The following is a 12,830-nucleotide window of genomic DNA, read 5'->3' as shown; positions in this document are numbered from 1 at the left end:
CTGTGGACCTGTCCCTTTCGCCCCGCATTTCTGTCACTATCTGTACACGATCGCTCTACCGTTTGGAGTTATCGCGGGGAGGATCTACGGTTGTCCGGGGCTCGGAGGCGGTACCGGCCGCAACCCGCCATCGGGCCCGCCAGCCCCGGACGCCCCACCTCGCACGGAGGCGGGGCGTCACGCCTGTCCGGGGGCTTCCAGGTGCGGGCGTCAGGCGCGGCCGCAGCGCGCGCACCTCGGCCGGGTCGCCCGCAGGTAGGCCAGCGCCGAGGCACCCATCTCGAGGCCCCACAGCAGGTAGCCGGTCATCGCCGCCCACATGAACCACTGCGGGAACATGCCGCTGTCGTAGGTGCCGTTCCAGGACTCGACGGCCAGCTGGGCGAGGCCGACGCCGAAGTAGACGACGAGGCCGCCGCCCAGGCCCAGGGCCGGGCCGAGCACGAGCCAGCGCGGCACCCGGCGACCCGCGAGAGGCGGGGTCCAGCGCGGGAACACCCTGCCCCAGGAGTGCACCGTGGCCAGCGGCAGCAGTGAGCCGGCGAGCAGGAACCCCGCCTCGAACACCAGCATCGAGACGCCGGTCTCGAACGGGATGTCGCCGAACCCGACGGCCACCTGCGCGCCGATCCGGACCAGGCAGGACGCGATCGCGCCGTAGGCCGCCCACCAGGCCCAGCGCGGCGTACCCGTCGAGGGGGTGTCGTCGTCGGTGCGGGCGCAGGCGGCGCAGTTCCCGACCCGGTGCCGGCGGTGCGTCACCAGGGCCCGGGCGAGGAGCACGCCGCCGGCCGCGCACGCGGCCCGGCTGGCGAACCCGGCCGGATCGAACGGGATCCCCAGCCCGGGGAGCAGTCCGCCGACGACGTCGAGCAGCAGCATCGGGCAGTTGGCGAACACGCCGACGGCGACGATCCACCCGGCCACCTCCCAACCCCGGCCCGATCCGGCCCGGACGCCCGCCCCGACCCCGGCGACCGCCACCGCCCCGGCGCCCGCCCCGGGCCGGGGCCTGGAGCCGAGCCCCAGGCCCGCCGCCACCACCACCGCCACCACGACGCACATCCCCACGGCCGCCCACGCGGACCCCACCGTCAGGTCCGTCCCGAACCGCCCGAACGACGGCCGGTGCCCCAGCGCCCACCACGTCTGCCATCCGCCGTAGCCGGCCGCCCACACCAGTGCCAGTCTCGCTGCTCTCATGCGTCCAGCCTGCCGGGCGTCGGCCGGCCGGAGATCACCTCCGGAAGGGATACGGATCCCCCTCGCGGGGGAAACAGTGCCTGACAAGTTGATCAATGGCATTGACTTGGGTGGATCATCGCGGCCACCATGTCCGGCATCGGGGGACCGACTAGGACAAGGAGCGCCATGTCTCTCCACAAGGTATTCCGGTCGTTCGTCACACTCGCCCTGGGGCTCGCGGCCGTCGTCGCCGTCAGCATCGGCACGGCCGCGCCGGCGCACGCCGACACCTGCTACACCTGGAACCGCGCCCTGTCGCAGGGCATGTCCGGCGCGGACGTGACCACCCTGCAGATCCGGGTCGGTGGCTGGGGCGCGTACGGCGAGGTGATCGGGGTCGACGGCGCGTACGGGCCGGCCACCGCCGGGGCCGTCAAACGCTTCCAGGCCGCGTACGGGCTGGCGGCCGACGGCGTGGCCGGGCCCGCCACGTTCGCCAAGATCTACGAGCTGCAGGACAACGACTGCACCCCGGTGCACTTCGCCTGGACCGAGGTCGACGGCGGCTGCGGGGCCGGCGGATACTCCGGCGGCAGCGTGCCGGCGGCGACCGTGCAGGCGAACCTGATGCGGGCCATGTGGAAGGCGGAGGCGCTGCGGCACCAGCTCGGCGACCACCCGCTGACGGTCACGTCCGGGTTCCGGAGCACGGCGTGCGACGCCTCGGTCGGCGGGACCGGCGGCGGCCAGCACACCTACGGCACCGCACTGGACCTGGTCGGCAGCGGCGTGACCCTGTGTCGGATCGCCCAGCAGGCCCGCTCGGCCGGGTTCAACGGCATCTTCGGGCCCGGCTACCCCGACCACGACGACCACGTGCACGTCGACGTGCGGTCGAGCCGGTCGTGGTCCGCGCCGAACTGCGGGGTGTGACATGCGCCGGCTGACCGTGCTGATCGCGGCGTTCGTGCTGGTCCTCACCGGGCTGGCCGCGCCGGCGGACGCGCACCCGAGCGCCGCGTACCCGCTGCAGAGCGGGGGCAACAAGGGGGTGGACACCCTGGCGGTGCAGTACCTGTTGCAACAGCACGGCGTGAGCGTGGCTGCGGACGGGGACTTCGGGGCCGGTACCACATCGGCGGTGAAGTCCTTCCAGGCCAGCCACGGTCTCGCCGCCGACGGCGTGGTCGGGGCGGCCACCTGGGGCGCCCTGGTCGTCACGGTGCGCTCCGGCTCGTCGGGCGCGGCGGTGAAGGCGCTGCAGGCCCAGCTGAACAAGAAGCGCCGGCTCGCCCTCGCCGTCGACGGGGCCTTCGGCGGCGGCACCGACAGCGCGGTGCGCACCTTTCAGTCGCACATGGGGCTGACCGCCGACGGGGTCGTCGGGCCCACGACCTGGAAGAACCTGCTCTGGCACTACGCGTACCCGAGCTTCGCCGACATGTGCGACCAGGATCCGGACGGCAACGGCACGGCCAACTGGGCCACCGGCGGGGCCATCGGCCAACTGGAGGCGGCGGCCCGGTCCTTCGCCGGCACCGGCCAGGGCAGGGTGCCGCTCGGCGACGCCTCGCTCGAGCACGGCGGGGACATTCCCGGCCACGCGAGCCACGACATCGGCATGGACATCGACGTGTGGCCGATCCGAACCGACTCGGCGCAGTGCACGGCCGGGCGGATCACCTGGCAGTCGGCCACCTACGACCGGGCCGCGACCCGCCAACTGCTCCAGGCGGTGCGGGCGGCCGCGCCGGGGCACGTGACCCTGGTGTTCTTCAACGACCCGACGCTGATCGCCGAGGGGCTGACGACCCAGTACCCGAACCACGACGACCACCTGCACATCCGGTACCACTGACCGCGGGAGGGCCGGGGCGACCCGGCCCTCCGACATCGGTCACTCCGAGGGCGGCACCCACAGCTCGGAGCCGCCGTCGACGTCGACGCACGCGAACGTCGTCCAGTCCGGGACCGGCGGGGACTGGCCCAGCCGCCCGGCCCGGACGCAGTGGTCGTGGCTGCTCAGCGTCTGCAGGTAGACGAAGCCGGGCGGGGCGGAGTTCGCCGCCGCCGGGGTGGCGGCGATCCCGAGTGCCGCGACGCCCACCGCCGCGACGAGTAGAAGCTTTCTCACGTGATGCCTCCTCAGTGGACTGACGACCCCGTTCCGGAATCATAGGGAGATGTCGATGTCGAAGCGAGGGTCCGGAGCGCGACGATCGGCCCCGTCCGCGGCGGTAGGGTGGGCGCGTGACGGATGTGCAGGTGTGGTGGGGACGGGCCGACCAGGCGTCGGCGGCGCACGTGGAGCTGTTCAACGAGATCGAGCGCGACCGGCACGCCCGGTTCCGGGTCGCCTCCGCGCGCGACCAGTTCACGGTCGGCTGCGCGATCGTCCGGCTCGTGCTGGCCGATATGACCGGTATCGCGCCGGAGAAGCTGGAGCTCGACCGCGAGTGCACCCGGTGCGCCGGCCCGCATGGCAAGCCGCGCCTGGTGGGCAGTGACCTGCGGTTCTCCGTGTCGCACTCCGGCGACCGGATCGGGGTGGCGTTCGCCACCGGGGTGGAGCTGGGCCTTGACGTCGAGCGCGCCGAGGGCCGCGACCGCGACGGGGTCGCCGACGCCGTGCTCACCCCGGCCGAGCTGGCCGGGTGGCGCGCGCTGCCGGAGCCGCAGCGCGAGGCGGCCTTCTACACGTACTGGACGCGGAAGGAGTCCGTGGTCAAGGCGACCGGCGACGGGTTGAACGCGCCGATGGACGAGCTGCACGTCTCCGCGCCCGGGGAGCCGCCGCGGCTGCTGACCTATCCGGGGGGTCTGGCGCTGGACGCCACGATGACGGACCTGGACCCGGGGCCGGGCTACGCGGCGGCGCTGACGGTCCTCGGGCCGCTCGGGACCCTCACGGTGCACGACGCCGGGCCGCTCCTCGCCGGCTGACGGCGTGGTGCGCGAGCGGGCCGGCGCCGGGTGGCGACGGCCCGCCCGGGAACCGCTACGGGGCGTAGACCCAGAGGTCGACCCAGCTCCCGGGCCCGCCGAACCGCGGGTAGAGGCACTGGCCGGTGGTGAAGTCGCCCGCGAGCCGGCCCTGCTCCTCGGCGGCCCAGCATTCCGCCCGGGTGGCGTACGAGCTGTAGTAGGTGTAGTCGCCGGGCGGCTCGTGGGCCAGGGCGGGGGCTGCGGTGCCAAGGATCGCCGCGGCGCTGACGGCCGCGATCGTGAGAATGCGCTTCATGGTGACTCTCCCATGTAGACGGTGGGTTCCGGCAGCATAGCGCTGGGTCCCGCCCCGGGAGAGTGTCAATGTACGTCGATTCAGCGCCCGGTGGTCGCCGCAGCCAGCACCGCCTCGGCGACGGCGTCCCAGCCCAACGCGCCGCCGGCCCAGCCCCCGGCCGCGGGGTGCGCCGCCCAGCGCGGCAGGTGGTGCAGCAGTCCGTCGGCGAGCGCCGCAGCGCTGGGGGCGGTGAGGACGCCCCGGGCGGCGGGGATGGCGTCGCGCAGGCCGGGGCGGTCGTACCCGATGGTGGGGGTGCCGCACGCCGCCGCCTCGTCCACGGCCAGCGGCCAGTCCCCGGTCGCGGCCGTGAGCACCTGGGCGTGCGCCCGCGCGATCCCCTCGGCGCGGTCGGACTCCGCGAACACCCGGACCCCGGGGCCGGCCAGCCGGTCGGCGTGCCGTCCGGGGTCGAACACCCAGAGCTGGGCGTCGCGGATCCGGGCCCGCAGGAGCTGGTGGGCGCGGACCGCCTCGCGGGGGTGCGGGCCGGCGTAGGCGACGGTCGGGACCGGTGCGCGGCGGGCGGCGGGGAGCAGGTCGGACCCGGTGCCGGCGGGGACGACGGTCACGTCGGTCAGCCCGTGCGCCAGCAGTGCCGCGCCGGCCGAGGCGGAGACCGCCAGGGTGGGGACCGTCCGGTAGCCGCGCAGCCGCCACCGGCCGACCGGCCCGCCGGGCCGGCGGATCCGCAGGGCGAGGGCGACGACGGGCGCGTCGGTCACCCAGGCGGGGCAGCCGGACGGGCGGGGGTCGAGTGCGTCGAGGACGAGGTCGGGAGCGGGGCGGGTCTCCGCGTACCAGCGGCGGGCCTCGCGGTGGGCGGTGCGCCGGGTGCCGGCGCGCTCGACGCGTACCCCGTCGTGGTCCTCCTCCGGCGGCAGGCCCGGCACCTCCTGGGCGAACATCCGCACCTCGTGACCCGCGGCGGCCCACCGCCGGGCGACCTCGTGGGTGTAGCGCTCACCGGATCCCGCCAGAGGGTTGCGCAGATCCCGCGTGGTGATGATCACGATCCGCATCCCTGCCCCCTTGATTAGGACAAATACCTACAAAGGATATCCTTGATCCCCTCTTTGAGGGTTACTTCTGGCTAAACTAGACATACAGACCTGATCCATATATGAGTGAGATGTCCGGCACCCCTGTGTGATGTGGCGGGAAACACCGTTTACACTTTCCGGGGCCCATCCGTGGGTTGACCGGAAGGACTCGTCCGTGGTGGATATTCCTGACCGGATCGGGAATCTCGCCCGCACGTCGGGAGTCCGGTTCGTTCTCGTGGGCGGTGCCTGCTTCCTGCTCGACGAGGCTCTGCTGATCCTCCTGTACGGCGTCCTGGGCGTGAGGCTGTCCGTCGCGGTGGCCCTGGCCTACGGCGCGGCCGTCCTGGCCAACTTCCTGCTCAACCGGATCTGGGTCTTCGCGGCGACCGGCGGAGCGGTCCGACACTTCGCCCGGTACGTGTGCCTCGTCCTGGTCAACCTCGGGCTCACCGTCGTCCTCGTCCCGTGGATCACCCGACTGGGCCTGACGTACCCGCTGGCCAAGGCCGCGTGCACCGCGAGCCTGTTCGTGCTGAACTACGGAGTCTCCCGGAAGTGGATCTACACCAGCCCCACCCGGGACCCCGACCGCATCCGAGTGAAGGCGTCACCGTGAACTCATCCGATCCGACCGCGCGCCCGGGCGGCCGCCGGCTGTGGCTGCTGGCGTTCGTCGGCTTCTTCCTCGTCATCGGCGCCTGGGCGGTCGCCGCGCCGTACGACGGGCCGCCCGACGAGCCGGCGCACTCCGTCCGCGCCGCCGGGGTGGCCGGGGGCGACGTGATGCCCGAGCCGGCCGACGCGTTCGCGGGCACCGGGGCGTTCCAGGTCGTGCCGAAGGGGATAAAGGGCACGCTGGAGACCGGCTGCTGGTACCACGGCCAGCCCGACCACTCCGCCGCGTGCGCCGCCGCGCCGTCCGCCGACCGGGAGCTGGTGTCCAAGCCGACCAGCGCCGGCCGGTACAACCCGCTGTACTACGCGATCGTCGGCGGCCCACTGCGGCTGTGGCCCGGCTGGCCCGGCCTGATCCTCGCCCGGCTGCTCAGCGCCGCCCTGTCCGCGGCCCTGCTGGCCAGCGCGTTCACGGTCCTGGCCCGCTGGTCGCGGTACGGCCTGATGCTCGGCGGGCTGCTCGCCGTGACCAGCCCGATCGTCGGGCACATGTCCGGGGCGATCAACCCGAGCGGCGCGGAGATCTGCGCCGGCATCGCCCTGTTCGCAGCCGGTATCCCGCTGTTCCTCGGCCCGGCGCGCGGCCCCGTGCGCCCGCTCGTCTGGCTGGTCGGGATCAGCGCGGTGCTGCTCGTGACCGTCCGTTCGATGGGCCCGATGCTCGCCGCGATCGGGCTGGGCGTCCTGCTCCTGCCGCTCGGCTGGCGGAAGGTCACCACCCTGTGGCGGACCCCGCTGATCCGCTGGTGGGGCCTCGGGATCGCCGTCGCCGTCGGGCTGTCGGGGGCCTGGATCCTGGTCGAGAAGTCCTCGGTGCTGGTGCCGCTGAGGTTCGCCACCCCGCTGCGGCCCACCCAGGCGATGTGGGCGGAGCTCAGCCGGTGGGAGCAGTACCTCCAGCAGCTCGTCGGCGTGACAGGCTGGCTGGACACCCGGGTGCCCGGACCGTTCTACGCCGTGTGGACCTGCGTCGCCGGCGGGCTGGTGCTGGTCGGGTTCGCGTTCGGCGCCCGCGCGGACCGGTGGCGGATCCTCGCCCTGGTCGCCGGGGGCGGCGGGCTGCTGTCCGCGATCCAGGTGATCAACGTGAACACCTACGGGTTCATCACCCAGGCCCGGTACATGATGCCGCTGCTCGTCGGCGTGCCGCTGCTCGGCGCGTTCGTGATCGAGCGCCGGACGGCCAGCGCCGAGATGGCCCGCCGGCTGACCCGGATGATCGTCGTCGTGCTGCTGCCGATCCATCTGGTCTTCCTCTGGTACACGATGATCCGATGGCAACGCGGCATCAAGGTGAACCGGCCGGGCATCGCCGACCTGAACCCGTTCGGCGGGGCCTGGACGCCGCCGCTCGGGTCGGTGCTGCCGCTGGTCGCCATGGTGGTCGGGCTCGCGGTGATCGGCTGGTTGACCTGGCGGGGGCCGGCGCGGGCCGCGGCCGTGGCGGATCTGGCGGAGCCGGGTCTGGGCGCGGAGGTGCCCCGGCCGCGCGCGGCGGCGGCAGCGGTGGGCGCGAGCCGGTAACGTGCCGGCCCGGTGGCCGGTCGCGGCCGGGCCTCAGCGGGTGGTGGCCCGCTGGTACAACGCCGCCACGTCCGGACCGAGGTACGGACTGTAGGACACGTCGTCGGAGTACCCTCCGCGCTCGTACCCGCCGATCAGGCCGACGACCGTGCCCGCCGCCGTCACCCACGGGCCGCCGCTCGTGCCCTCCGTGAACCCCGGGCAGGTGATCGTCAGCTGGGTGGCCGACCAGCGCTCGCTGCGGCCGTCGCAACTGATCGGGTGGTCCAGGTCCGCCGGGTAGGCCGTCATCCGGACCGGCTGCTCGTACGGGCCCCCGGTGCCCAGCTCCAGCGCCCCGGCCACGTCCTCCACCTGCCGGTCGCCGTCGGTGTCGCGCACCACGAGGAATGCGAGGTCGAAGTCCGGATCGTCCCCGTCGTCCCACCGCTCGTCGAGCACCTGGTCGACGACCTTCCAGGTGCCCTCCGGCCGCTGGCCGTCGTGGTAGGCGGGCACGAAGAACACGTCTTGGTCGTTCACGCAGTGCGCGGCGGTCAGCACCAGGTTGCGCGCCGGGCTGTGCACCACGCTGGCCGTGCAGCCCCGGGCCCCGTCGGCCGTGAACAGCGCGCCGACGGCGTGCTCGGCGAGCCGCGCGGTGGCGGCGGGGCTGGAGGGAGCCGACGCCCGGGTGGCCCGCGGTGCGGACTCGGACAGGGGCGCGGACGCCGCGACCACCGCAGACGGCACCAGCAACGCCATGGCCAGCAGGGCGAGCCGCAGTCGCGGGTACCGGGCTGGGCGTCTGTGCCGTTGAACCACGGCATGATCCTAGGGCCGGGCGGGCCGGCGCGGCAGGGGTGTGGATCTAGAAGGTGCGAAGGGCCCTCGTCAACATCTCCCGCCACGGGCCGAGCGGGCGCACCGGGGTTCCGGCCCACCGGTCGTGGCCCAGGACGCTGTACGCCGGTCGGACCGCCGGCCGGGCCAGCCGGACGCTGCCGATCGGCCGGACCCGGTCCGGGTCGTGGCCGGCCTCGGCGAACACGGCGCGGGCCAGCCCGTACCAGGTCGTCTCGCCGGCCGCCGTGCCGTGGTAGACCCCGGGCCGGACCCGGTCGTCGAGCGCCGCCCGGCCGAGGTCGGCGATCATGTCGGCCAGGGCGCCGCTCCAGGTGGGCTGGCCCCGCTGGTCGTCCACCACGTCGACCAGCGCGCCCGGCTCGGCGGCCCTGCGGAGCATGGTGGCGACGAAGTTGGGGCCGCCGGCGCCGTAGAGCCACGAGGTGCGCAGCACGTACCCGGCGTCGGGCAGGCCGGCGAGCACGGCGCGCTCCCCGGCGAGCTTGCCCCGGCCGTACGCGTTGACCGGCGCGGCCGGGGCGTCCTCCGGATACGGCGCCGTGCCGCCCGACAGCACGTAGTCGGTGGACAGCTGGATCAGCCGGGCCCCGTGCCGGGCGCACGCCACGGCCAGGTGCGCCGGACCGTCGCCGTTGACAGCGGTGGCCGCGGCCTCTGCGGACTCCGCGCCGTCCACGTCGGTCCAGGCGGCGAGGTTGACCACGACGGCGTGCCCGGCCACGGCGTCGAGGACGGCCGCCGGGTCGGTCACGTCCAGGTCGGCCCGGGCGGCGGCGGTGACGGACTCGCTGTCGAGGGCGGCGAGCAGGTCCCGGCCGAGCATGCCGCCGGCACCGGTGACCAGCCAGCGGGTCAACAATTCAGACGACGCCACGGTCGCACCGTACCCCTCGGAAGAGGCGACGGCACCACGGCGGGCCGATCCTAGGCCACGTTGAAGCGTCCCGAAGTGTCCGGTTGCGGTCAGTCCCGGGGCGCCCGGTTGTCCTACGCTTCCCCGGGTGCCCGCGACGGCAGGAGGAGCTGTGAGGATCGAGCCGCTGGGGATCGACGGGGCGTACACGATCACGCCCGTCCAGCATCCCGACAGCCGGGGCGCGTTCCTCGAGTGGTACCGCGACGACCTCTTCACCCGGGTCGCCGGCCACCCGGTGCGCCTGCGGCAGGCCAACACGTCGGTGTCGGCGCGCGGCACGGTGCGCGGGGTGCACTTCGCCGACACGCCGCCGGGCCAGGCCAAGTACGTCACCTGCCAGCGCGGCGCGGTGCTCGACTTCGTGATCGACGTGCGGGTCGGCTCGCCCACCTTCGGCCAGCACCGGATCGTCCGGCTCGACGACGTCGACCGCCGGGGCGTGTACCTCGCCGAGGGCCTCGGGCACGCCATCTGCGCCCTGGAGGACCACACCACGTTGCTCTACCTGGTGTCCGAGCGCTACGACCCCGCCGCCGAGCGCGTGCTCTCCCCGCTGGACCCGGACCTGCAGCTCGATCTGCCGTTCGGCCGGGGCGAGCTGATCCTGTCCGATAAGGACGCGGCGGCCCCCACGCTGGCCGAACTGGCGGCGGCCGGAGCACTCCCGGACTACGCTTCGTGCGTGCGCTGGTACTCCGAACTCAAAACGGAAGGTGTCTGAGCGGTTACTTTGTCGGTGGGTACCGGTAAGGTTCGTTCATGGATCGGCGCATCTTCGGAATTGAGACGGAGTACGGGGTCACCTGCACGTTCCACGGACAGCGCAGGCTGTCCCCGGACGAGGTGGCGCGCTACCTGTTCCGCCGTGTGGTGTCGTGGGGGCGTTCGAGTAACGTTTTCCTCCGCAACGGCGCACGGCTCTACCTCGACGTCGGATCCCACCCCGAGTACGCGACACCCGAGTGCGACTCGGTGTCGGAGTTGGTGGCTCACGACCGGGCCGGTGAGCGGATCCTGGAGGGTCTGCTCGTCGACGCGGAGAAGCGGTTGCACGACGAGGGCATCGCCGGCGACATCTACCTCTTCAAGAACAACACCGACTCGGCCGGTAACTCCTACGGCTGCCACGAGAACTACCTCGTCAGCCGGCACGGCGAGTTCGGCCGACTCGCCGACGTCCTGATCCCGTTCCTGGTCACCCGACAGCTGATCTGCGGCGCCGGCAAGGTGCTGCAGACCCCGCGTGGCGCCGTCTACTGCCTGTCGCAGCGCGCCGAGCACATCTGGGAGGGCGTCTCCAGCGCGACGACCCGGTCCCGGCCGATCATCAACACCCGCGACGAGCCGCACGCCGACGCCGAGCGGTACCGGCGGCTGCACGTCATCGTGGGCGACTCCAACATGAACGAGGTGACGACCCTCCTGAAGGTCGGCACCGCTGACATCGTGCTCCGCATGATCGAGGCCGGCGTGGTGCTGCGCGACCTGACCCTGGAGAACCCGATCCGGGCCATCCGCGAGGTGTCGCACGACGTCACGGGCCGCCGCCCGATCAAGCTCGCCAACGGCAAGGACGCGAGCGCGCTGGAGATCCAGCGGGAGTACTACGCGAAGGCCGTCGAGTTCCTCGCCAAGCGCACCGACGACGCTAACCTGACCCGGGTGCTGGAGCTGTGGGGCCGGGTGCTGGACTCGGTGGAGTCCGGCAACCTCGCGGCCATCGAGCGCGAGATCGACTGGGTGGCCAAGCTCAGGCTCATCGAGCGGTACCAGAACAAGCACGACCTCGCCCTGTCCAGCCCCCGGGTCGCCCAGCTCGACCTGGCCTACCACGACCTGCGGCGCGGCCGGGGCCTGCACTCCCTGCTCGAGAAGCGGGGCTCCGTCGACCGGGTGGTCAACGAGCTCCAGGTCTTCGAGGCCAAGGAGACCCCGCCGCAGACCACCCGGGCCCGGCTGCGCGGCGAGTTCATCCGCCAGGCCCAGGAGAAGCGCCGGGACTTCACGGTCGACTGGGTGCACCTCAAGCTCAACGACCAGGCGCAGCGCACCGTGCTGTGCAAGGACCCGTTCCGGGCGCACGACGAGCGGGTCGACAAGCTGATCGCGAGCATGTGAGCACGGCGGTGGGGCGTCCGTCCGGGGCGCCTCACCACCGCGTGCGGGTTCCGTGCCCCAGGGCGCGCGGCTGCTCGCCGGTGCCACCGGAGGGTGCGTCGCCACGGCCGTGACCACACCGTGGCGGCGGCCGATTCCCTGGGCGGGGTGGCGGCCGGCGTTACCCAGGCGTGCCTTGATGCCGTGCCGAGGCTGCCGGTAGGCTCGGAGCCGTTATGAGTGACCAGCAGAAGCGCGACCGCCCCGACTTCATCTCGAGCCGGATGCAGCGCCGCCGTGCCAAGATCGCACAGGAGCTCGCGCGCAACCGCGAGGGCGGACACAAGATCCCCACCTGGGTGCTCGCGACGATCCTCGTGCTCGTGCTCGTCGGCTGGCTGGCCCTCATCTTCCTGCCGTAACGCCTTCCGGGGCCTTTCACCCCGAAAATCCAGATCATAACGGTTACGGTGGGGCGTCCCCTGCGCGCGCCGGCCCTCGGCGTCGCGTCACACCTGTGCGACGGTCAGCCCCAGGACCACGTCGAGGGCGTCGACCGTGCTGTCCACGGTGCGCCACGTCGCCGGGTGGTCGGGCATGCCCGCGTGCTCGCCGCACCGGACCCGTACCGAGCGGATCCCCATCGAGCTGGCGCCCGCCACGTCCTTGTCCGGCCGGTCCCCGATCATGATCGTCGCGTCGGCGGCGCAGGCCAGCGCGGACAACCCCCGGCGGAACCCGGAGCCGTGCGGCTTGCGGAAGTCCCGGCCGCCGCCCTCGTCGGTGCACACCACGGCCCGGAAGTGCCGGGCCAGCCCGGTCGCCTCGATCTTGGCCCGCTGCTGGGCGGGGTTCCCGTCGGTGACGAGCACCAGTGGCAGCCGGGCCGACAGCTCGTCCAGCCGCTCGTCGACGCCTGGATAGGGCACGAGGGTCGTCGGCCAGTACTCCCGGAACGCGTACACCAGCCGGGGGACCAGGGCCAGGTCCGCGCCGATCGAGCGGATCGCCTCGTCGATCAGGCCGGGCCGGTCGCTGCCGCCCGCCGCCGCCCGGTCGAGGGCCGGGCGTAACCGCGCCGGGTCGAGCCCGGCCGTGGAGCCCACGGCGCAGACCCGCTGCCAGGCCTGGTCGAGGAACTGGGCGCGGGGGTACAGGGTGTCTTCGAGGTCCAGCAGAATGCCCCGGATCAGCGTCACGCGCCGATGGTGACCCGAACCGGTGAACCGATTCCCGCCGGCGTGTGGCCGCTGGGTGA

At 73.2% G+C, this 12,830-nt stretch carries 15 protein-coding genes; 8 read left to right on the top strand and 7 right to left on the bottom strand.

Annotated elements, in window-relative coordinates; all coding sequences use genetic code 11:
- Nucleotides 1-210: 210 nt before the first annotated feature.
- Nucleotides 211-1,203, bottom strand: a complete 993-nt coding sequence (locus tag IW245_RS17435; RefSeq protein ID WP_197004235.1) for a hypothetical protein — start codon at nucleotides 1,201-1,203, stop codon at nucleotides 211-213.
- Nucleotides 1,204-1,371: 168 nt separating this feature from the next.
- Between IW245_RS17435 and IW245_RS41685 the strand changes: the two genes are divergently transcribed.
- Together IW245_RS41685 and IW245_RS17425 are read left to right on the top strand one after the other, a co-directional pair.
- Nucleotides 1,372-2,118, top strand: coding sequence for a M15 family metallopeptidase (locus IW245_RS41685; protein WP_197004234.1), 747 nt, complete (start codon nucleotides 1,372-1,374; stop codon nucleotides 2,116-2,118).
- 1 nt (nucleotide 2,119) lies between these two features.
- A complete protein-coding gene (locus tag IW245_RS17425; protein WP_197004233.1) occupies nucleotides 2,120-3,043 on the top strand; it encodes a penicillin-insensitive murein endopeptidase in 924 nt (307 codons plus the stop codon).
- 39 nt (nucleotides 3,044-3,082) lie between these two features.
- Here the strand turns inward: IW245_RS17425 and IW245_RS17420 are convergent, their stop codons facing one another.
- Nucleotides 3,083-3,319, bottom strand: coding sequence for a hypothetical protein (locus IW245_RS17420; RefSeq protein WP_197004232.1), 237 nt, complete (start codon nucleotides 3,317-3,319; stop codon nucleotides 3,083-3,085).
- 116 nt (nucleotides 3,320-3,435) lie between these two features.
- Between IW245_RS17420 and IW245_RS17415 the strand changes: the two genes are divergently transcribed.
- Entirely contained in the window at nucleotides 3,436-4,128 is a 693-nt protein-coding gene (locus tag IW245_RS17415; protein ID WP_197004231.1) for a 4'-phosphopantetheinyl transferase family protein, read from the top strand.
- 55 nt (nucleotides 4,129-4,183) lie between these two features.
- On the opposite strand, the gene IW245_RS17410 is transcribed toward IW245_RS17415, so the two are convergent.
- Together IW245_RS17410 and IW245_RS17405 are read right to left on the bottom strand one after the other, a co-directional pair.
- Complete coding sequence (locus IW245_RS17410) at nucleotides 4,184-4,426, bottom strand: hypothetical protein (protein ID WP_197004230.1); 243 nt, start codon at nucleotides 4,424-4,426, stop codon at nucleotides 4,184-4,186.
- A gap of 80 nt (nucleotides 4,427-4,506) precedes the next feature.
- Entirely contained in the window at nucleotides 4,507-5,490 is a 984-nt protein-coding gene (locus IW245_RS17405) for a glycosyltransferase (RefSeq protein WP_197004229.1), read from the bottom strand.
- A 196-nt stretch (nucleotides 5,491-5,686) separates the two neighbouring features.
- Here IW245_RS17405 and IW245_RS17400 point away from each other — a divergent pair, with 196 nt between their 5' ends.
- Both IW245_RS17400 and IW245_RS17395 read left to right on the top strand, forming a co-directional pair.
- The gene (locus tag IW245_RS17400) at nucleotides 5,687-6,130 is read left to right on the top strand and encodes a GtrA family protein (RefSeq protein ID WP_197004228.1); all 444 of its coding nucleotides are present in this window, start codon (nucleotides 5,687-5,689) and stop codon (nucleotides 6,128-6,130) included.
- On the top strand, nucleotides 6,127-7,713 hold the full coding sequence (locus IW245_RS17395; RefSeq protein ID WP_197004227.1) for a DUF2142 domain-containing protein: 1,587 nt from the start codon (nucleotides 6,127-6,129) through the stop codon (nucleotides 7,711-7,713). The genes IW245_RS17400 and IW245_RS17395 overlap by 4 nt, the downstream gene beginning before the upstream one ends.
- Nucleotides 7,714-7,746: 33 nt before the next feature.
- Here IW245_RS17395 and IW245_RS17390 read toward each other — a convergent pair whose 3' ends face one another.
- Together IW245_RS17390 and rfbD are read right to left on the bottom strand one after the other, a co-directional pair.
- Nucleotides 7,747-8,517, bottom strand: a complete 771-nt coding sequence (locus tag IW245_RS17390) for a trypsin-like serine peptidase (protein ID WP_197004226.1) — start codon at nucleotides 8,515-8,517, stop codon at nucleotides 7,747-7,749.
- A 46-nt stretch (nucleotides 8,518-8,563) separates the two neighbouring features.
- A complete protein-coding gene (gene rfbD / locus IW245_RS17385; protein ID WP_197008552.1) occupies nucleotides 8,564-9,415 on the bottom strand; it encodes a dTDP-4-dehydrorhamnose reductase in 852 nt (283 codons plus the stop codon).
- 169 nt (nucleotides 9,416-9,584) lie between these two features.
- Here rfbD and IW245_RS17380 point away from each other — a divergent pair, with 169 nt between their 5' ends.
- The 3 genes from IW245_RS17380 (at nucleotide 9,585) to IW245_RS17370 (ending at nucleotide 11,994) form a co-directional block, all read left to right on the top strand.
- Nucleotides 9,585-10,196 (top strand): dTDP-4-dehydrorhamnose 3,5-epimerase family protein, encoded by a 612-nt coding sequence (locus tag IW245_RS17380; RefSeq protein ID WP_197004225.1) that lies wholly within the window; start codon nucleotides 9,585-9,587, stop codon nucleotides 10,194-10,196.
- A gap of 38 nt (nucleotides 10,197-10,234) precedes the next feature.
- Nucleotides 10,235-11,593 (top strand): Pup--protein ligase, encoded by a 1,359-nt coding sequence (pafA, locus tag IW245_RS17375; RefSeq protein WP_197004224.1) that lies wholly within the window; start codon nucleotides 10,235-10,237, stop codon nucleotides 11,591-11,593.
- Between the two features lie 215 nt (nucleotides 11,594-11,808).
- The gene (locus tag IW245_RS17370; protein WP_197004223.1) at nucleotides 11,809-11,994 is read left to right on the top strand and encodes a hypothetical protein; all 186 of its coding nucleotides are present in this window, start codon (nucleotides 11,809-11,811) and stop codon (nucleotides 11,992-11,994) included.
- Nucleotides 11,995-12,081: 87 nt separating this feature from the next.
- Here IW245_RS17370 and IW245_RS17365 read toward each other — a convergent pair whose 3' ends face one another.
- Nucleotides 12,082-12,771 (bottom strand): HAD family hydrolase, encoded by a 690-nt coding sequence (locus tag IW245_RS17365; RefSeq protein ID WP_197004222.1) that lies wholly within the window; start codon nucleotides 12,769-12,771, stop codon nucleotides 12,082-12,084.
- Between the last annotated feature and the right edge of the window lie 59 nt (nucleotides 12,772-12,830).

This window comes from Longispora fulva (assembly GCF_015751905.1).
GTDB lineage: Bacteria > Actinomycetota > Actinomycetes > Mycobacteriales > Micromonosporaceae > Longispora > Longispora fulva.
Note: the sequence above shows the minus strand (reverse complement) of the source record. Positions and strands in the feature narration are given on the sequence as shown.

Bases quoted from the DNA above. Each gene is read 5' to 3' on its own strand.
- IW245_RS17435 (WP_197004235.1), bottom strand. From the start codon at position 1,203: ATGAGAGCAGCGAGACTGGCACTGGTGTGGGCGGCCGGCTACGGCGGA.
- IW245_RS41685 (WP_197004234.1), top strand. From the start codon at position 1,372: ATGTCTCTCCACAAGGTATTCCGGTCGTTCGTCACACTCGCCCTGGGG.
- IW245_RS17425 (WP_197004233.1), top strand. From the start codon at position 2,120: ATGCGCCGGCTGACCGTGCTGATCGCGGCGTTCGTGCTGGTCCTCACC.
- IW245_RS17410 (WP_197004230.1), bottom strand. From the start codon at position 4,426: ATGAAGCGCATTCTCACGATCGCGGCCGTCAGCGCCGCGGCGATCCTT.
- IW245_RS17405 (WP_197004229.1), bottom strand. From the start codon at position 5,490: ATGCGGATCGTGATCATCACCACGCGGGATCTGCGCAACCCTCTGGCG.
- pafA (WP_197004224.1), top strand. From the start codon at position 10,235: ATGGATCGGCGCATCTTCGGAATTGAGACGGAGTACGGGGTCACCTGC.
- IW245_RS17370 (WP_197004223.1), top strand. From the start codon at position 11,809: ATGAGTGACCAGCAGAAGCGCGACCGCCCCGACTTCATCTCGAGCCGG.